At 32.9% G+C, this 19,314-nt stretch carries 16 protein-coding genes, 1 tRNA gene and 1 pseudogene; 7 read left to right on the top strand and 11 right to left on the bottom strand.

The window, feature by feature from the left end; all coding sequences use genetic code 11:
- The gene (locus IAI56_RS01675; RefSeq protein ID WP_187656224.1) at nt 1-2,454 is read left to right on the top strand and encodes an FG-GAP-like repeat-containing protein; all 2,454 of its coding nucleotides are present in this window, start codon (nt 1-3) and stop codon (nt 2,452-2,454) included.
- A 63-nt stretch (nt 2,455-2,517) separates the two neighbouring features.
- Here the strand turns inward: IAI56_RS01675 and IAI56_RS01670 are convergent, their stop codons facing one another.
- Together IAI56_RS01670 and IAI56_RS01665 are read right to left on the bottom strand one after the other, a co-directional pair.
- Entirely contained in the window at nt 2,518-3,357 is an 840-nt protein-coding gene (locus tag IAI56_RS01670) for a DUF5777 family beta-barrel protein (RefSeq protein WP_187656223.1), read from the bottom strand.
- A 10-nt stretch (nt 3,358-3,367) separates the two neighbouring features.
- The gene (locus tag IAI56_RS01665; protein WP_187656222.1) at nt 3,368-3,757 is read right to left on the bottom strand and encodes an OB-fold protein; all 390 of its coding nucleotides are present in this window, start codon (nt 3,755-3,757) and stop codon (nt 3,368-3,370) included.
- Nucleotides 3,758-3,930: 173 nt separating this feature from the next.
- Here IAI56_RS01665 and IAI56_RS01660 point away from each other — a divergent pair, with 173 nt between their 5' ends.
- Entirely contained in the window at nt 3,931-4,290 is a 360-nt protein-coding gene (locus IAI56_RS01660) for a hypothetical protein (RefSeq protein WP_187656221.1), read from the top strand.
- A gap of 12 nt (nt 4,291-4,302) precedes the next feature.
- Nucleotides 4,303-4,842: a YceI family protein gene (locus IAI56_RS01655; protein WP_187656220.1), complete on the top strand. Its 540-nt coding sequence runs from the start codon at nt 4,303-4,305 to the stop codon at nt 4,840-4,842.
- Between the two features lie 48 nt (nt 4,843-4,890).
- Here IAI56_RS01655 and IAI56_RS01650 read toward each other — a convergent pair whose 3' ends face one another.
- Both IAI56_RS01650 and IAI56_RS01645 read right to left on the bottom strand, forming a co-directional pair.
- Nucleotides 4,891-5,388, bottom strand: coding sequence for a GNAT family N-acetyltransferase (locus IAI56_RS01650; protein WP_187656219.1), 498 nt, complete (start codon nt 5,386-5,388; stop codon nt 4,891-4,893).
- Between the two features lies 1 nt (nt 5,389).
- The gene (locus tag IAI56_RS01645) at nt 5,390-5,845 is read right to left on the bottom strand and encodes a DUF1801 domain-containing protein (protein WP_187656218.1); all 456 of its coding nucleotides are present in this window, start codon (nt 5,843-5,845) and stop codon (nt 5,390-5,392) included.
- A 148-nt stretch (nt 5,846-5,993) separates the two neighbouring features.
- Here IAI56_RS01645 and IAI56_RS01640 point away from each other — a divergent pair, with 148 nt between their 5' ends.
- Nucleotides 5,994-7,037: a DUF3667 domain-containing protein gene (locus tag IAI56_RS01640; protein WP_239107006.1), complete on the top strand. Its 1,044-nt coding sequence runs from the start codon at nt 5,994-5,996 to the stop codon at nt 7,035-7,037.
- Nucleotides 7,038-7,044: 7 nt separating this feature from the next.
- The gene (locus IAI56_RS01635; RefSeq protein ID WP_317192466.1) at nt 7,045-8,067 is read left to right on the top strand and encodes a M28 family metallopeptidase; all 1,023 of its coding nucleotides are present in this window, start codon (nt 7,045-7,047) and stop codon (nt 8,065-8,067) included.
- 57 nt (nt 8,068-8,124) lie between these two features.
- Here the strand turns inward: IAI56_RS01635 and IAI56_RS01630 are convergent.
- The 4 genes from IAI56_RS01630 to IAI56_RS01615 all read right to left on the bottom strand — a co-directional run bounded on the left by IAI56_RS01630 (nt 8,125) and on the right by IAI56_RS01615 (nt 10,510).
- Nucleotides 8,125-8,200: transfer RNA gene (locus IAI56_RS01630), tRNA-His, on the bottom strand.
- Between the two features lie 63 nt (nt 8,201-8,263).
- A complete protein-coding gene (gene bshB1, locus IAI56_RS01625; RefSeq protein WP_187656216.1) occupies nt 8,264-8,980 on the bottom strand; it encodes a bacillithiol biosynthesis deacetylase BshB1 in 717 nt (238 codons plus the stop codon).
- 44 nt (nt 8,981-9,024) lie between these two features.
- Nucleotides 9,025-10,086, bottom strand: coding sequence for a chorismate-binding protein (locus tag IAI56_RS01620; protein ID WP_187656215.1), 1,062 nt, complete (start codon nt 10,084-10,086; stop codon nt 9,025-9,027).
- A 1-nt stretch (nt 10,087) separates the two neighbouring features.
- Nucleotides 10,088-10,510, bottom strand: coding sequence for a PaaI family thioesterase (locus tag IAI56_RS01615; RefSeq protein ID WP_187656214.1), 423 nt, complete (start codon nt 10,508-10,510; stop codon nt 10,088-10,090).
- Nucleotides 10,511-10,761: 251 nt separating this feature from the next.
- Here IAI56_RS01615 and IAI56_RS01610 point away from each other — a divergent pair, with 251 nt between their 5' ends.
- Both IAI56_RS01610 and purL read left to right on the top strand, forming a co-directional pair.
- Nucleotides 10,762-12,255 carry a hypothetical protein gene (locus IAI56_RS01610; RefSeq protein ID WP_187656213.1) on the top strand — a complete coding sequence of 498 codons (1,494 nt, stop codon included), beginning with the start codon at nt 10,762-10,764 and terminating at the stop codon, nt 12,253-12,255.
- Between the two features lie 75 nt (nt 12,256-12,330).
- Nucleotides 12,331-15,996, top strand: coding sequence for a phosphoribosylformylglycinamidine synthase (gene purL / locus IAI56_RS01605; protein WP_187656212.1), 3,666 nt, complete (start codon nt 12,331-12,333; stop codon nt 15,994-15,996).
- A gap of 83 nt (nt 15,997-16,079) precedes the next feature.
- On the opposite strand, the gene IAI56_RS01600 is transcribed toward purL, so the two are convergent.
- The 3 genes and pseudogenes from IAI56_RS01600 to IAI56_RS01590 form a co-directional block, all read right to left on the bottom strand.
- Nucleotides 16,080-16,613, bottom strand: a complete 534-nt coding sequence (locus IAI56_RS01600; protein WP_187656211.1) for a tetratricopeptide repeat protein — start codon at nt 16,611-16,613, stop codon at nt 16,080-16,082.
- 33 nt (nt 16,614-16,646) lie between these two features.
- Nucleotides 16,647-17,347: pseudogene (prfH, locus tag IAI56_RS01595) on the bottom strand (peptide chain release factor H).
- Nucleotides 17,348-17,503: 156 nt separating this feature from the next.
- A complete protein-coding gene (locus IAI56_RS01590) occupies nt 17,504-18,895 on the bottom strand; it encodes an RtcB family protein (protein ID WP_187656210.1) in 1,392 nt (463 codons plus the stop codon).
- Nucleotides 18,896-19,314: the final 419 nt, after the last annotated feature.

Below are 19,314 nucleotides of genomic sequence, written 5' to 3'. Positions count from 1 at the left end.
ATGAATAAAAAACTACTTATCTTATTTTTACTTTTTACTTTACAATCTGTAAAAGCTCAACAAACTTGTACAACTGCGTTACCAATTATTGCTGGAACACATATTGTTGATGCAGTAAATGGAACAGAAGTACCGCAACCTCTCTGTGAAACTCAATATGGACAAGTACCTGCTGAGGATAATCCTTCAGGAAAATGGTATGCTTACACAGCTACAGGAAATTTTACAGTGACTGTAACTTCTGATTTACCAGCTAACAACCCATTAAGAGATACTAGATTTCACGTTTACACTGGAACATGTGCAAATTTAACATGTGTTGAAGGTGATGATGACAGTGGTGCTGGTTTATCTTCGACTGCATCATTTGACGTTGCTCAAGGAAATACATATTATATTGCATGGGATAATAGATGGACTTCAACTGGCTTTTCATTTAGACTTACTGAAGCACCAATTGTAGAAAACCCATGTATTTCTGCAACAGTAATAACTGCTGGTATTACCTCAGTAGCAGCAATAGATGGTAATAATATTGTAACTTCATGTTCTAATGCAACTGCTGCAAAATGGTATTCATATACACCAACTAGTAACTACAATCTTACTATAACATCAGATTTAGCACAAAATATATGTAAAAACACAAAATTTAGTGTTTATACAGGAACTTGTCCTGGAACATTTACATGTATTACAAGCGATGACAATTCAGGAATACTTCAATGTAATGTTGGAAATACTAATTCATTCTTATCTGTCAAAACTTTTGAAGTTCAATCAGGTACAACCTATTATATAGTTTGGGATAATCAATGGAGTTCAGATGGATTTGATTTTCAACTAATTGAACAAGAAATTTTTAGACCAATAAACTACAACTTACAAACTATTTCAACAGTAAACAGCACATATAATACATGTGTAGTCGACATGAATGGTGATAATTTGGATGATATTGTTGGCGTAAGTGCAAACAATTTAAAAGTTCATGTACAAGGAACAAATGGAAACTTTTCAGTAAACAATTTTCCTGTAACTGGTGCAAGTAGAATGCCATCTTGGAGTATAACCGCTGGTGACTTCAATAAAGATGGCTATAATGATTTAATACTTGGTGCTGGTAATGGTTTAACTTTATGGAAATCAAACAACACTGGAACAGCTTATACTAATGTTACGCCAGAAGATTATATTTTTTGCCAAAGAACAAATTTTGTAGACCTTAATAATGACGGTAATTTGGACATATTTTCATGTCATGATATTGATCCAAATGTTTATTACTTAAATGACGGTAATGAAGGTTTAACTTATTACCAATCAGGCACAACTCCTGGTGCATATATGCTAGGTATTACACAATCTGGCGGAAACTATGCTTCTTTATGGACTGATTATGATAATGATGGAGATGTAGATTTGTTTATTTCTAAATGTTCTGGTCCACCAAGTGAATTACATAGAAATGATGGTAATGGTGTTTTCACAGACATCTCGGCGATAGCTCAAATTAACGTAACACCTGTTCAATCATGGTCATCGGCTGTTGCAGATTTTGATAATGATGGTGATATGGATATTGTAATTGGTTCAAATGGTAGTGTTGGACACATGTTCTTTAGAAATGATTTAGACAAAACCAATCAAGTTGAAGAGCCTTTTGTAAATATCACAAATGGTTCAGGATTAGATTTAGACGCTTCAGATAATAGAGACTATATTGCTTATGATTTTGATAACGATGGACTTATTGATATGATGGGTGGAGGAAATAAAATTATGTTTAATAAAGGTAATAATACTTTTGAAGCCGTTAATTATCCTGGAATTGATGTTGGAGCAATTGGTGATTTAAATAACGATGGTTTCTTAGATATTTTAAGTAACAGCGGAACAGTTAGATATGCTGTTCCAAATGGAAATAATTGGCTAAAACTTACTACAAGAGGAATTTCAAGTAATAGAAATGGAATTGGAGCAAGAATAGAAATTCACGGTTCTTGGGGAAAACAAATTAGAGAAGTAAGAAGTGGTGAAGGATTTGAATTTGGAAGTACTTTAAACACTCATTTTGGTCTTGGTACAGCAACAACAATTGACCAAGTTATAATCAAATGGCCATCTGGAGTTGTAGATACATTTACAAATTTAAATTCAAACCAAGTGTTAAACGTTGTAGAAGGACAAACCTTAGGAAACAATTCATATGATAGCTTTGTATTTACAGTTTATCCAAATCCAGTGAAAAACATCATCAACATCAATATTAACACAACTAATCCTGTTGAATTTAATTCAGCTGTAATTTATGACTTAAATGGCAGAATGGTTCAAGAAACTAAAGTTGAAAACAAAACCGTAAATGTTGATACTTTGGCTAAAGGAACTTACATTCTAAAACTAAAAGATGAATACAGCAGAGAATATTCTCAAAAGTTTATAAAAGAATAACAAATTATAAAAAGCTAAAAAGTCCCGAAAAATTCGGGACTTTTTTTATGTAAAAAAAAGAGTTTAAAAAACTCTCAATAAATTAAATCCAAAGAAAACATCTCCTTTTGTCCAATCACCTGTGGAATTACCCAAAAAACCTGCCTCATGAATACCTTGAGAACTACTAAAATGCATCTGAAAAACATGTCCACCAGTTTCAATGTCAACACCGATTGAGAGTGGATTTTTAAAAGGAGAGTTATTTGCTCTATTCAAATGTGCAGCATAATCAATATTTAAAGACCATCGTTTAGCAAACTTATATCTTCCACCTAATCCAACTGCTAATTGGCTATTTTCTTGATTATCATCTAGAACAAAATTCTCGTGAAAAAAAGTTGGTGCTAATTCCAAGGACAAATTATCAGAAAATTTCTTAGAAATTAAAATTTGTGAAACATAAATTAATCGATTTTCGAAAGTCATTTTTGGATATAAACTTTCTTTTAATGTATTGTTTAAACCCAAACTCCCAAAAGCAACAATAGCCAACGGGAAACCATCTCTTTCTTGACTTTTAATTAAAACTTTACCTGAAAAATCATATGCTAATTCACTTCTTGCACCACTAACAGTAAACCATTTTGTTAAACCATAAACAAACTTAATTTGTGTATTTGCATTGTCAAGACCATAAAAACCTTCAAAACCATCTTTTATTGAACCAAATCTATGAGCAACAATAAAATATAAATCTCCTTTTGCAGCAAGTTTTGTAGACTCTAGATTTACAATTTTCAAACCTTTAAATGCAGATTCTACTTTACTTTTTTCAGTTGAAACTGCATCAATTTCATTTAACAAATCATCTTGTGCAAATAAAGAAACCGGAAACAAGAATAATAATAAGTACTTTTTCATATTTATAAAATTAATTTTCAATAGTAATTTGGTCTAGTTTAAATTGCTCTAACAAATCATCATAACCAACAAATCTTCCTTTAACATTTATATTTTTTCCTTTTGTTAATCCTTTTGGAAAATTTTCACTAAATGTTGCATAAACTTTTTCATCAATGATAATTGATTTATTTTCTTCTTCCAAAGAAGTAATTTTACCATTAATTTCTATTGTTTTGTCCAAATATTTAACATTAGCCAAACTATCATTCTCTTTAAAATCTTTTTCAAAAATTTCAACTGTTACATTATATGCAGACACTTCATCCGTTATGTTTCTGTGCTGTTTATAAACATATAAATACATTATAATAAATACTAAAAGGACAAAAAATAATAAAATAAAAATTTTCTTTTTCATAGGTTAATTTATATTAGCATAATATTTATTAAATACGATATTAATTATATTTTGGATTAAAAACTTAAAAATAAATTTTTACGTAAATATATGAGAAAGCGTAACTAAGTTTATGTAATTATATTACGTTTTTTTGAATAATTGAAAAATAATTATACATTTATAAAAAAACTATGAAAAAAAAATCATTATTAATTATAGTATTCCTGTCTGCTTTGCATTTTTCATGTACTAATGATAGTACTTCAGATTTGATAAATACGAATATTGATCAAATCAGTTATTCAAATACTGTAAAATCAATTATTGATAACAATTGCATTTCTTGTCACGGTAGTATACCTACTAATGGTGCATCAATTCCTTTAACTACATATCAAAATGTTAAAGATGCAATTTTAAACCAAGAATTACTAGATAGAATATCGAGAAATCAAGGCGATCCAAGCATGATGCCAAGTGGTGGAACAAGATTACCTCAACCTATAATAGATCAAATATCAACTTGGGCTTCAGAAGGATTTAATGAATAAAAAATATAAATCATGAAAAAAAAATTTCTTTACACACTTTTATTGACAAGTATCATTGGCTATTCTCAAATAAAATTAATAACCAAAAATGGAAAAGTAACTTTTGAAGCCTCGGTTCCTGCATTTGAAGAAGTAAAAGCTAAAAACGAGAGTGTAACTTGTGTCTTAAATACTGAAAATGGTGAGATTGCAGCTTTAGCCTTAACGAAAGGTTTTCGATTTAAGATTGCTTTAATGGAAGAACATTTTAATGAAAATTATATCGAAAGTGATAAATATCCAAAAGCAACATTCAAAGGAAAGATAGAAAACTTTGACTATACTAAAGTAGGAGCAACTTTTAAAGAATATACTATAAAAGGGAAATTAGAAATGCATGGAAAAACTAAAGATATTTCCATTATAGCTAAATTAAAAAAAACAGAAGCTGGCTTAGAAATTGATTCAAACTTTTTAGTAAATACAGATGATTTTGATATTGAAATACCTAGTGTTGTTAGTAAAAAGGTTTCTAAAAAAGTGAATGTTATTTTAGATTTTTTATTGAAATAAAAAGATTTCACAACAAAAAAAGTCTTCACTTAGCAGTGAAGACTTTTTTTATATCTCTTTTTCCATTACAAAATCATCCATGATGAAATTATTACCAATATCGATTACTTCTTCATAAGCAATAACAAATCCAATTTTCTTGTAAAAATTTTGAGCTGGATTGTATTTATTTACATTCAAAAAAATAATCGACTGATGGTTTTCTTTCGCTTTTTCGGATAAAAAGTTAACCAACTTCACTCCTATTCCGCTACTTTGTGTTTCGGGTAAAACGTATAATTTGTGCAATTTTGTTTTTCCTACTGAATTACAATTAAATTCATACGAAGCAAAACCTAAAACTTCATTTGCTTTTTTTGCCAAAATAAAATGATGCTTTTTAACTTCCATCTGTTCTTTTAAAGCTGATTTGCTGTACATCATTTCCAGCATGTACTCAATTTGAGCCGATGAAATCACATCTTTATAAGCAATTGGCCAAGTTTTTTGAGCAATATCCTGAACTATATCAAGTTGTTCCAAATTGGCTTCAATAATTTCAATCATCTTATCGTTTTAATTTTTTTTCATACAACGAAATCCAATCCTGAACCGTCATTTTAGTAACCAATTGACCTAATAAATCCAATGGAATATCATTCACCTTTTTAAATCGAATACAACTTTTCCCCATGTCTAATTTAGTTTTACAATGCTTTGGATATTCGGCAACAAACCAGTTTAACAACGTTTCATCGGCATAAATTCCCATGTGATAAACTGCAATAAAATTTTTCTGCGAAGCAACTGATATAAAAGGTAAAGGTGTTTTTGGATCACAATGGTAACCACTTGGATAAATAGAATGTGGCACAACATAGCCTAACATTCCATAACTTATTGTTTCTTCAAAACCTTTTGGCAAATTGTCCAAAATCGTTTTTCTGATATTTTCAATTACATTTTTTCGTTCATCTGGAAGTGAATCGACATATTCCGATGGTGTTTTTGCTGTAGACTGCATAGTTGTTTAATTTGTTCTTCAAAAATAGAAATTATTTTAATAGTTTTACGATTGATAACACTTTCCAAATTATGTCACACAATACTATTCGAGAAGACAAAACCTGTTTAAACTGTAATCATGTAGTGGCACAAAGATTTTGTCCCAATTGTGGTCAAGAAAACATCGATACTCGAAAGACATTTTTCAACTATTTGTCCATTTCTTTGAAGATTTAACGCATTATGAAAATTCATTTTGGAAAACGATACGAAACTTAATTTTCAAACCATCATCGCTTACAAAAGAATATTTGTCAGGAAAAAGAATGTCTTATTTGGCTCCAATTCGATTGTATATTTTCATCAGTTTTGTTACTTTTTTTGTCATGTCAATTGTACCAGAAAATGAGAATAATGAAACTGTTAATGTTAAAAATAATTTTAGTGGCAATAAATATTATGATCACGATGCTAAAATGAAAGAAGCGAAGAAAATCGATTCTCTTGAAATAAAAAAAGACAGTATCGCAGCTGATAATTTCATAAAAAGTTTAGAAAAGAAAGGTTTCCTTAACAAAAAAGAAGTTGATTCTATTCAAAAAGAAATGGAAATATCTAGAAAGAAGAAATGGAATGAAGAACTTATTGTAAATATTGGATATGCTTCGATTGAAGAAATGGATTCTATCCAAAAATTTGCAAAAGAAGAAGACAAGCTAGGTGATTTTTATTATTGGCTTAACAAAAAATTCATTCTTGCCCAAAAAGGTAAAACCCAAAAAGAAGTTAAAGAAAAGTTTCAGGATGCTTTCTTCAAGAACATTCCAAAAGCATTATTTATCTACATGCCTTTATTTGCCTTTGTTTTATGGCTTTTTCAAGATAAAAAACGCTGGTATTATTTTGATCATGGAATTTTTACATTACACTACTTTTCGTTCCTTTTGCTCGCATCTCTAATTATGGAATTGTATAGTTATTTCTTTGGATTAGCAGGAGAAAATGTATTATTTCAGTCAATCGTTGGAATATTGGATTTGATTGTCATCGTTTACATGTTATATTATTTTTTTCCTGCTCATCATCGCTTTTATGGTCAATCAAGATTAATAACAATTATAAAAGGTTCAATCATATTTGTCATCAACATGATTATCCTTGGCTTCATACTTACTGCACTTGCTGCTTATTCATTCATTAACATACATTAAAACCATGATAAAAAAACTCATTCCTTTATTTGCTTTAACATTTTTCATTAGTTGTTCTACAACTAAAAAGACTATTGATTATGATAGAATCGAAGCAAAATATGTCAATCAAATTAATACTGAAAATCTAAAAAAACATCTAACAATCATTGCTTCTGACGAAATGGAAGGCAGAAATACGGGAAGCGAAGGTCAAAAAAAAGCCGGACGATATATGATTGATGAATACAAGAAGATGAACGTTTCGTTTCCTAAAGGTGCAAAAGATTATTATCAAGCTGTTCCTGCATCATTTTTAAACGCAAAACGAAATCTGAATTTACCTGATTCTGAAAATATTTGGGTTTTCATCGAAGGTTCTGATAAAAAAGATGAAATCGTGGTAGTTTCGGCTCATTATGATCATGTTGGCATGAAGAATGGTGAAATCTACAATGGTGCTGACGATGATGGTTCTGGAACGGTTGCTCTAATGGAAATTGCTCGTATTTTTCAAAAAGCAAAAGAAGACGGAAATGGACCAAGACGTTCTATTTTAATTCTTCACGTAACTGCCGAAGAGGTTGGTTTACACGGTTCGAGATATTATTCTGAAAACCCATTATTTCCACTTGCAAATACAGTTGCCGATGTAAATATCGATATGATTGGTCGTCGTGATGAGTTACACAAAGACTCTAATAATTATGTTTATGTTATTGGTTCCGATTATCTTTCGACTGATTTGTATAATATTTGTGAAAATGCTAATACAAAACATGGGTTATTAACTTTGGATTACAAATACAACGATAAGAATGATAAAAACCGTTTCTATTATCGTTCTGACCATTATAACTTTGCTAAAAACGGAATCCCATCAGTCTTTTTATTCAGTGGCGTTCACGAAGATTACCACCAACCAACCGATGATGTCGATAAAATTGAATTTGATGCTGTAACTACAAGAACAAAATATGCATTTGCCATTGCTTGGGAAATTGCTAACAGAGAAAACCGATTGATTGTAGATAAAAAAGACGCACAATAATCGTAAAAAGCATAAAAACAAAAAAAGTCCTGAGAAATCTCAGGACTTTTGCTTTTTGGGTGAAAGACGGGTCTCGAACCCGCGACCTTCGGAACCACAATCCGACGCTCTAACCAACTGAGCTACAATCACCATTTGTTAAGCGAGTGCAAATATAATGTAAAAGTTAGTTCTTGCAAAAATTATTTTATCTTTTTTACTTCAAATCTGCTAAGCTGTTGACCGCCAAATATCTTTCTACTGTAAAACCTTCGGCATATTCTACTCCAACTATTCGTCCTAAGTCTTGAGAACGATAATGAATGCTTTCTAAAAAGTTTTTTGTTGCTATTGGCGTTATCGGTTCGTTTGAGTTTTCAGTATAAAATTGTGATGAATAAGCCATAATCGCAGCCGTCTTTTTATCGATAAATTCTGAAATGTCAACTACAAAATCTGGTTCGATGTTTTTCCATTGAATGTAATGATAGACTACTTTTGGTCGCCATGCTTCTTGAGAAACACCATCGTGAACCGTTTCAATTTTTCTTAAACCTGATAAAAAACAAGCATCCGAAACCAATTTGCTCCCTTTTCCGTGATCAATATGTCGATCATCAATAGCATTGCAAATCACAATTTCTGGACGATATTTTCGAATTCGTTTAATGATTTCCAACTGATGTTGTTCGTCATTGACAAAAAAACCATCACGCATACTCAAATTTTCACGAACCGAAATTCCTAAAATCTCTGCTGCTTTTTTGGCTTCTGCATCACGAATAGGAACCGAACCACGAGTCCCTAATTCGCCACGAGTTAAATCAACAATTCCAACTTTTTTACCCAACGAAACTTCTTTGGCTATCGTTCCGCTGCAACCTAATTCTACATCATCGGGATGTGCGCCAAAGGCAAGTATATTTAATTTCATATTTTCTAAACTTTATTTTCTACTTCCAACTCCAAACTTCCAGATTAAATTACTTTTTTCATCGTCATCGATTTATTTATCGTTTCAATGTATTCGTTTTCAGGAATACTATCTTCGGTAATGCCGCAACCAATATACAAATTTGCTTTTTTCTCTTCGATTTTCATACACCTCAAATTAACGAACAAATCGGTTTTTTGCAGTTTAAAAGTAATCAAATCTATATTCATTTCGCCTAAAAATCCAGCGTAATATTCTCTTTCGTAGTTTTCGTTTTCCAAAATAAATGCTTTAGCTACATCTTTTGGTAATCCACAAACAGCTGATGTTGGATGCAACGCTTTGATTATTTTTTGAAAAGCATTTTTATTTTTTGCCGTTGCTGAAATATCCGTTTTTATATGCCAAATATTTCCTGCTTTTACCGAATATGGGCTTGAAATGATGATTTCTTTGACCAAATCTTCCAAACCATTTACAATAAAATCAGTAACTAATTGTTGTTCGTTCTTTTCTTTTTCTTGCCAAACAACTTTCTTGTTTTCATTATGAAGTTGTGTTCCAGCCAAAGCAACTGTCTTTAATGCATTTCCCTTAGTTTGCAGCAATTGTTCAGGTGTTGCACCAAGCCAAGTTCCAATTTTTGGATGAAAAAAGCAATATTTAAAAGCCGTTGGATAATTTGACAGCAATCGCTTAAATGTAATTTCCGCATCAAAATCAGTAACCAAAATTTCTTCTTTTCGAGACAAAACTACTTTTTGAAACTGATTGTTTTTTATCGCATGAATGCCTTTGGTTACCAAGTTTTCAAAATCGTTTTTTGCTTCCAAATTTTCAGAAACCGAAGTAACATTGGAAACAAAAAAATCCTTACTATTTACATTTTCCACAAAAACATCGGAATATTCCAAAGGTATAAACGGAAAATCATTGGCATCAAACGGAGCAAAAACGAATCCTTTTTCTTCAAAATTTTCTAAGAAATACAAATGGTCATTTCTTTGAAACAAACCAACAATTTTATCGGAATTGGGCTTGCAAAAAATTACGTAAGGTAGATTTTGCTCTTGTTGTGTTTTAATTTTAAGAAATAAATCAGTCATTTTATCTTCTTGGTAAAATCATATTAGTCAACTTACAAAGCGAAATCAATTTATCATTTTCATCCGTGATTTTTATTTCCCATAGATGAATACTTCTACCTTGATGAATAATTTTTGCGGTACAAAAAACAGTTCCTTCTCGTTTACTTTTCAAATGATTAGCCGAGATTTCAATCCCGCGAACTTCTTGTTTTTCGGGATTAATAAACATAATCGATGCTGCACTTCCAACACTTTCTGCCAACGCAACCGTTGCACCACCGTGAAGTAATCCCATCGGTTGATGCACTCGACTATTTACTGGCATTTTTGCGGTTAAAAATCCTTCGCCAGCATCAATATATTCAATTTCTAGCGTTTCCATTAAAGTGTTTTTACTCCATTCTTTACACAAATTCAATACTTTTTCTTTATCAAATGACATGGCTATTTTTTTTGTAAAAATACTACTTATTTATAAGTCAAAAAATAAATTAATTATTCGGTTCAAATAACTATACTTTTCTAAAATTTAGTGAAATGACTTTCAAAGTTCACACAAAACTATGTTTCTATGTGTTTAAAAAATCTCAGAATCTTAACCAAATAATACTAAAAAACTATTTTTTTCGTTATCTTTTTTAAGCTTTTCAATTTTGAAATTAATACTTACATTTACCAAAATTCATAACACCAATGCGTACTTTTATTTTTTTACTTTTTATAGGATTTGCCATTTCAATGAGTTCATGTCGCGAAGACTTTGAATTTAAACCAAGTACCGGCGATTTAACTTTTTCAAAAGACACGGTTTATTGTGATACGGTTTTTACCAATATTAGTTCAAGTACCTATTCGTTGAAAGTATATAATAGAAGCAACAAAGACATCAAAATTCCAACCATTCGATTAGCAAGACCTGATTCTAAATACAGAATTACGGTTGACGGAATGACAGGCGAAAACCAAAATAATCACACTTTTAGAGATGTAGAATTGTTGGCAAAAGACAGTATGTATATTTTCATTGAAGTAACTGCCGATGTTGCTTCAAGTAATCCAACTGATTTTTTATATACTGATCAAATTCTTTTTGACGAAGGAACTAATCAGCAAAAAGTAGAATTGGTAACTTTAATACAAGATGCTTACTTTTTATATCCAAAAAGATTTAGTGATGGAACTACGGAAACACTCACTATAGAAGGAATTGAAGAACCTATCTATGGATTTTTCTTGGATGAAAATGATCCAGTAAACGGTAATGAATACCTTTGGAAAAACGACAAACCTTATGTAATTTATGGATATGCAGCTGTTCCCAATAATAAAATTCTCGAAATTGAACCTGGATCACGAATACATTTTCACGCCGAATCTGGTTTGATTATAGGTAATGGCGCAACTTTAAAAGCCAAAGGAACTTTGGAAGATAAAATTATTTTTGAAGGCGACCGATTAGAACCTGGATTTTCAAATGTTGCTGGTCAATGGGAAACCATTTGGCTTACCGCTGGAAGTACCAATAATGAAATTGAACACGTAATCATTAAAAATGCTGTTGTCGGACTGAATATTGATAGTAACGACGGTAATTTTATGCCTATAAAAAACACCGAAATCTACAACTCATCACTGATTGGTTTATATGCCAAAACAGCGAAAATTCAAGGAGAAAATCTAGTTATAAACAATGCTGGAATTACTTCTTTATACTGCGGAATTGGCGGAAGCTATGAGTTCAAACATTGTACTTTTAATAACAATTGGGCAAGTTCAAGACAAGTTGCCGTTTGGTTAAACAATTATTACAAAGACATTGATGGAAATACTCAAACCGAAGCTTTAGACCAAGCCGATTTTAAAAATTGCATCATTTATGGAAGTAACACCAACGAATTGCTTTTAGATCCAGATTCAGGTGCAGCTTTTAACACTTCTTTTTCAAAATGTGTTATCAAATTTGGTACAACATCAAACCAACTTTATTCTTTTATATATGATGAAAACAATATAAAAAGAAGTGAAAACCCAGATTTTCTTGATGTTTCCAAAAACAAATTGATTATTGGTGATGATTCTTCAGCAAAAGGTTTTGGAGTTAATATTGGAGTTACCAATGATATATTAGGAAATCCAAGAACAACCATTGATGCTGGCGCATACAATTCTGTTATTTTTGAAGATTAATTGTTAATAAACCTTTTTTTTGTTTCGCATTTTTAAACTAAATTTGCAACTACAACAACAACTAATAACAACACAATGATTCATTTCTTCGGAAACGAAAGTACTACCGTTTTTGCCGTTCAAACGCAAAACGAACTTTCAGCAGAAACTATCTCAAAATTAAATTGGTTATTTGGCAACGCAGATAAAATAGAAAAATCCGTCCTGACGGATTTTTTTGTTGGACCACGAGCCACAATGATTACACCTTGGAGTACAAATGCTGTTGAAATTACCCAAAATATGGGAATTGAAGGCATTATCAGAATTGAAGAATTTGAGAAAATTTCTTCTGATTTATCTCCCGAAACTTCGGGATTTGATCCAATGCTTTCGCAAAAATATACTGAGTTAAATCAAGATATTTTCTCGATAAACATTCAACCCGAAGCTATCATACAAATTGAAGACATCGCTGCTTATAACAAGCAAGAAGGTTTGGCGCTAAACGATGAAGAAGTAATTTATTTAGAAAATTTATCAAAAAAATTAAACAGAAAACTTACTGATTCAGAAATTTTCGCTTTCTCACAAGCCAATTCAGAACATTGTCGTCATAAAATTTTCAATGGAACTTTTATTATCGATGGCATAGAAAAAGAAACTTCTTTATTCAAACTGATTAAAAAAACCTCAGCCGAAAACCCGAACGACATTGTTTCGGCATATAAAGATAATGTGGCTTTTGTAAAAGGTCCAAAAGTGACTCAGTTTGCTCCTAAAAGCGCTGACAAACCTGATTTTTACCAGGAAAAAGAATTTGATTCGGTACTTTCTTTAAAAGCAGAAACGCATAATTTTCCAACAACTGTTGAACCTTTTAATGGTGCTGCAACTGGTTCTGGTGGAGAAATTAGAGATAGATTAGCTGGCGGACAAGGTTCGTTGCCTTTAGCTGGAACTGCGGTTTATATGACATCGTATTCAAGATTGACCAACAATCGTTCGTATGAAAATAATGGTATGCCTGAAAGAAAATGGTTGTATCAAACTCCAATGGATATTTTGATAAAAGCATCCAATGGAGCTTCCGATTTTGGAAATAAATTTGGACAACCTTTAATTACTGGTTCGATTTTAACATTTGAACACGAAGAAGAAAACAGAAAATTAGGTTACGACAAAGTAATCATGCAAGCTGGTGGAATTGGTTACGGAAAATTAGATCAAGCCATCAAAAAGAAACCACAAGAAGGCGATAAAATTGTAATTCTTGGTGGTGAAAATTATAGAATCGGAATGGGTGGCGCTGCGGTTTCCTCTGCAGATACTGGAGCTTTTGGTTCTGGAATTGAATTGAATGCTATCCAACGTTCGAATCCTGAAATGCAAAAACGTGCTGCCAATGCCATTCGTGGATTGGTAGAAAGCGATAACAACCCAATTGTTTCTATTCACGATCATGGTGCTGGTGGGCATTTGAATTGTCTTTCAGAATTAGTAGAAGAAACTGGTGGATTAATAGATTTAGATAAATTGCCTGTTGGAGATCCAACGCTTTCTGCTAAAGAAATTATCGGTAACGAGTCGCAAGAACGTATGGGATTGGTTATTGGTAAAAAAGATATCGATACCCTTCAAAAAATTGCCGACAGAGAACTTTCTCCAATGTATCAAGTTGGTGATGTTACTAATGACCATCGATTTACTTTTGAGTCGAAAACTACTGGTGCAAAACCAATGGATTATGCGCTTGAAGACTTTTTCGGAAGTTCGCCAAAAACGATTATTACTGACAAAACTATTGTTAGAAATTATAGTAATTTAGACTATTCACAAGAAAATATTCCATCGTACTTAGAAGAAGTTTTAAAACTAGAAGCTGTTGCATGTAAAGATTGGTTAACCAATAAAGTCGACCGTTGCGTTGGTGGAAAAGTGGCCAAACAACAATGCGCTGGACCATTGCAATTGCCATTGAATAACGTTGGTGTAATGGCTTTGGATTACAATGGTAAAGAAGGAATTGCAACTTCAATTGGGCACGCTCCTATTTCGGCATTAATTGACCCAAAAGCAGGAAGTAGAAATGCGATTGGAGAAGCGTTATCGAATATTGTTTTTGCTCCATTGAAAGATAATTTAAAATCAGTTTCGCTGTCTGCAAACTGGATGTGGGCTTGTAAAAATGAAGGTGAAGACGCACGATTATACGAAGCTGTTGAAGCTTGTTCTGATTTTGCAATCGAATTGGGAATCAATATTCCGACTGGAAAAGATTCGCTTTCTATGAAACAAAAATATCCGAATGATGAAGTGATTGCTCCAGGAACAGTGATTATTTCGGCTGCTGGAAATTGTTCAAATATTACTAAAGTGGTCGAACCTGTTTTACAAAGAAACAAAGGTTCTATTTACTACATCAATTTATCGCAAGATGAGTTTAAATTGGGTGGAAGTTCGTTTGCACAAACCTTAAATAAAATTGGTTCAGAAACTCCAACTATCAAAGATGCTCAGTTTTTCAAGAAAGCATTTAATACTATTCAAGAGTTAATTAAAGATAGACAAATAGTTGCAGGACATGACATTGGAAGTGGTGGATTAATCACAACTTTGTTAGAAATGTGTTTTGCAGATGTGAATTTGGGTGCAAAAATATCCTTTGATGCTTTCGCAGAAAAAGATTTAGTAAAAATACTATTTGCAGAAAATATCGGAATTGTGCTTCAAGCAAATGATGATGCTGTTTTTGAAAAAGCATTTGAAGGAATGGAAATTTTCAAGATTGGTTTTGTACAAAACACACCATCTTTAGATTTTGGAATTTGGAATTTCAATATTGGAATTTACCGTGAAATGTGGTTTGAAACCTCTTTCCTACTCGACCAAAAACAAACTAAAAATGGAAAATCGTTAGAGCGTTTTGAAAACATCCCAAATCAACCTTTACATTATAAATTTCCAAGTCATTTTACAGGATTGAAACCTCAGATTGACGCAACAAAACCTCGTCCGAAAGCAGCTATTATTCGTGAAAAAGGAAGTAATTCTGAGCGTGAAATGGCAAATGCAATGTACTTAGCAGGATTTGATGTAAAAGACGTTCACATGACCGATTTAATTTCGGGAAGAGAAACTTTGGAAGACATTCAGTTTATTGGAGCTGTTGGTGGATTTTCTAATTCCGATGTTTTGGGTTCGGCAAAAGGTTGGGCTGGAGCATTCAAATACAACGAAAAAGCAAACATTGCTCTGAAAAAATTCTTTGAACGTGAAGACACACTTTCTGTTGGAATTTGCAATGGTTGTCAGTTGTTTATGGAATTAGAATTAATCAATCCTGAGCATGAAGTTCATGGAAAAATGCATCATAACGATTCTCACAAACACGAAAGCGGATTTACTTCGGTAACGATTCAAGAAAATCATTCGGTGATGTTGAATACTTTGGCTGGAACAACTCTTGGTGTTTGGATTTCGCATGGTGAAGGAAAATTCAAATTGCCTTACGCTGAGGAAAAATACAACATTGTAGCCAAATATGCTTACGAAGGTTATCCTGCCAATCCAAATGGTTCTGATTTCAACACAGCAATGATGTGCGACAAAACAGGAAGACATTTGGTAATGATGCCACACATTGAGCGTTCAACATTTCCTTGGAATTGGGCTTATTATCCAACTGATAAGAAAGATGAAGTTTCGCCTTGGATTGAAGCTTTTGTGAATGCAAGACTTTGGATTGAAAAACAAAAATAAATTTAAAAACCGTCACAGATTTGAGACGGTTTTTTGATCAAACTCTGTTTAAAAGAAAATAATTATTTCCTATGAATGCTTATTTATTCCTTCCCTTTGTTCTTTTTACCTGTTGTCTTCTTGTTTTTTTTACTATTAACTAATTCCTTTTTAGCTTTCAATCGTTTTTCTATTTCTTCTATTTGATAGTTATGCTCATTATTCGTTACGATAAGTTTTATCTCTTTTAAATCTTTAAATGCTTTTTTGAACGCTACTTGTTTTTCCAGCAACAAAACTTTTTTAAGCATGATTTCTACTTTATTGATACCTTTAATGGTCAATGCAAATGCAATCAACTTATCGGCTTCTTCGTAATCTTCGTTTAAAAGCAAAGTATCAATATAAAATGGATAAACAGCAACAGCTTGGATATCGATAGCTAAGGCTTCTTGAAAATAGCGTTTAGCTTCTTCGTAATCGTGCAATTGTTCAGTTTGAATTCGTCCGTATAAGCATAAAGTCATTGGATTTTTATCGTTATAAGACAAAGCATAATCCAATGATTCAATGGTTCCTTCAAGCCAATACGGATAATTATCCATAGCTTGAAAAAGGTATTTGTCTATTGTTCTCATTTTTATTAATAATTAGTGATTAGTGACGAGTAATTAGTCGCTTATCTGTTTGATATTTTTTATTAATTCCTGTTTGGCACTCTGTCGTTCTGATTTGTAGTTTCTTACTACTTTTTCGTTTTTAAAATCAGAACCTTTAAAGGTGCGTGTTGGATTGCCACGTTGTACATTCAATTGGTTTTCCCATTGGTTATTGACTTGCTGTTTTATTTGTTCCAATTCGGAAATTTTGAATTTTTCAATCAATCGCTCGGTTGCCAATTTTTTATTTTGGTGCTGCGAACGTGAATCCATTGCAACTACACTTATTCCTGTTGGAAGATGCGTTGCCTAATTGCCGAACTCACTTTGTTGACGTGTTGTCCGCCAGCGCCAGAACTTCGCATGGCTTGGTATTGAATGTCTTTTTCGGAGATGGTTTTTATTTGTAAACTCTCAATTTCAAAAACACCGATAAACCAGTTTTTGCGTTTGTGCATTTTTCTAAAACTGCTTTGACCAATCCACTGAATGGTTCCTGTACAAGATGCAATAAACTCATCTACTGATTTTCCTTTTAGCATTAATAAAGCCGAAGCAACTGTTCCGTTTTCTTGTCCGGATTCTCTTTGCAGCACTTTGACTTCCAATTGATTTTCGTGTGCTTCTTCCAACACTTTTTTAAGCACTTGAGCCGCAACCCAAGTGCATTCTGCTGGTCCGCGACCCGCTGTTATTTGAATTATTTTGTCCATTTTTTTTACGTTTCAAAAGTTACAATGGTTTTTCTTTTAGCCCTGATTGTAGTGGAAATCCTCGCCATTTTTCTTGGCGAGATTGCAACGAAAAGCAGGAAAATGGATGGCTGATAAAGCCCGAGCCATTCGCTCCTAGAAAAAACCACTTAACTTTTATTTGTCCATACGCACGATTTTTGGTGTAAATGTTCCTAAAACAGTAACCAATTCGGTTTGCAAAGCCATGACTTTATGGATTTCTTTGTAAGCCATTGGCGCTTCGTCTACATTGCCTCCGATGAGTTGAACATCGTTGTCTGCCAAGACTTTTTTAATCTGACTTGGCGTGAAATTGGCTTTGCATTTCGCTCTCGAAAACAACCTTCCTGCGCCGTGTGATGCTGAATTTAGTGATTCAGGATTTCCTTTTCCCATAACAATGAAACCTGGTGCAGTCATGGAACCTGGAATGATTCCAAGTGTTCCTTCGTGCGCTGGTGTTGCGCCTTTTCTGTGAACGATGCATTCTTTGCCGTTTACCATTTCTTTCCACGCAAAATTGTGGTGGTTTTCTATGGTTACCACAATGCGTTTTCCGATGGCTTTGGCGATGCGTTTGTGAATGTTATCGTGACACGCTTTGGCATAATCGCCAGCTAAATTCATTGCCAACCAATATTCCTGACCGTCGTGCGTGTTCAAATCGAGCCACGCCAAATGCTGTACATTTTTAGGCAACGGACATTGTTTTGTTGCCAGGTACGTGTAATGTTTTGCAACATTGGCGCCCATTCCGCGTGAACCACTGTGTGATAAAACGCAGAAATAACTTCCTGCTTCTAACTTCCACTCGGGTAATGGTGCGTCCAATTGAACTATTCCGAATTCAACAAAATGGTTTCCGCCACCAGATGTTCCAAGTTGCTTGTAGGCTTTAGTTTGCAAACTTTTTAGCAACGGAATATCCTGAAATTCTGACCTTGAGAAAATCTCGTGATCTGCTTTAATGGCGTGTGTTTCGTTCATTCCGAATTTGGTGTGCTCTTTCAAAATGGCCTGCAACTGATGGTCTTTCCCTTTGATGAAAGAGGCAGGCAAATCGAAAATCGATAAACTCATTCGGCAACCAATATCGACACCAACACCATACGGAATGACCGCATTTTCAGTGGCTAAAACTCCGCCAATTGGTAATCCGTAACCTGAATGTGCATCGGGCATCAACGCTCCAGCAACTGAAATCGGTAACTTTAAAGCATCATACAATTGAAACTTGGCTTGTTCGTCGATTTCGTTTTCACCAAATATTGAAAATGGTGCACGAGTCGTTTGCAATTGATGCATTCGCACTTGAACTGGGTTAACCAATCCTTCGGCTACTTTGCCCCAAGTTCCGTTGTTTTTATAGTTCTCGGGATGTAAAAGCACATCTTTGGCTTCGTTGATAATACTGTCTTTTTTTTCTCTTTTTCGGTATCTGCTTATTTGTCCTAAAGCAATATTGATACTATTGTTCTTTGGAAAGCCTAATTTGATTAGGTCTCTTCCGGTTAATTTATTTCCCATAAATTTTTAACATTGTTATTTGTGAGTGCTGTTATTTCAGCGAAAGCAAAAAATAACGGCAAGGCATCTCGTTCCGATTAAGGAAAGAGTAAATGAACTTTGTTCGGGAAAATTTTGTGAAGTGTCTAGAATAAATACAAAAAAACCCGAAACTAAATATCTTCGGGCTTTTTCATATTGTAATAAAAGTAAATTTCTATGATTGAAATAAGCCACGAAGAAGTGCTGCACCAGTTCCTACCGGTGTGAAGCTTTGTGAGAATGATTTGAATACAAACATTTTTCTTCGTTTAAAAGGTTATTAATTTTTTCGAGTGCAAATATTTAATTTTATTTTTTGAATTTCCTAATTTTTTGTTAAAAAAAACATAAAACTAAAATTAACTATCTGTATTTAAATTATTTACAGATGAACTATT

The organism is Flavobacterium macrobrachii, assembly GCF_014486675.1.
Classification (GTDB): domain Bacteria; phylum Bacteroidota; class Bacteroidia; order Flavobacteriales; family Flavobacteriaceae; genus Flavobacterium; species Flavobacterium macrobrachii.
Note: the sequence above shows the minus strand (reverse complement) of the source record. Positions and strands in the feature narration are given on the sequence as shown.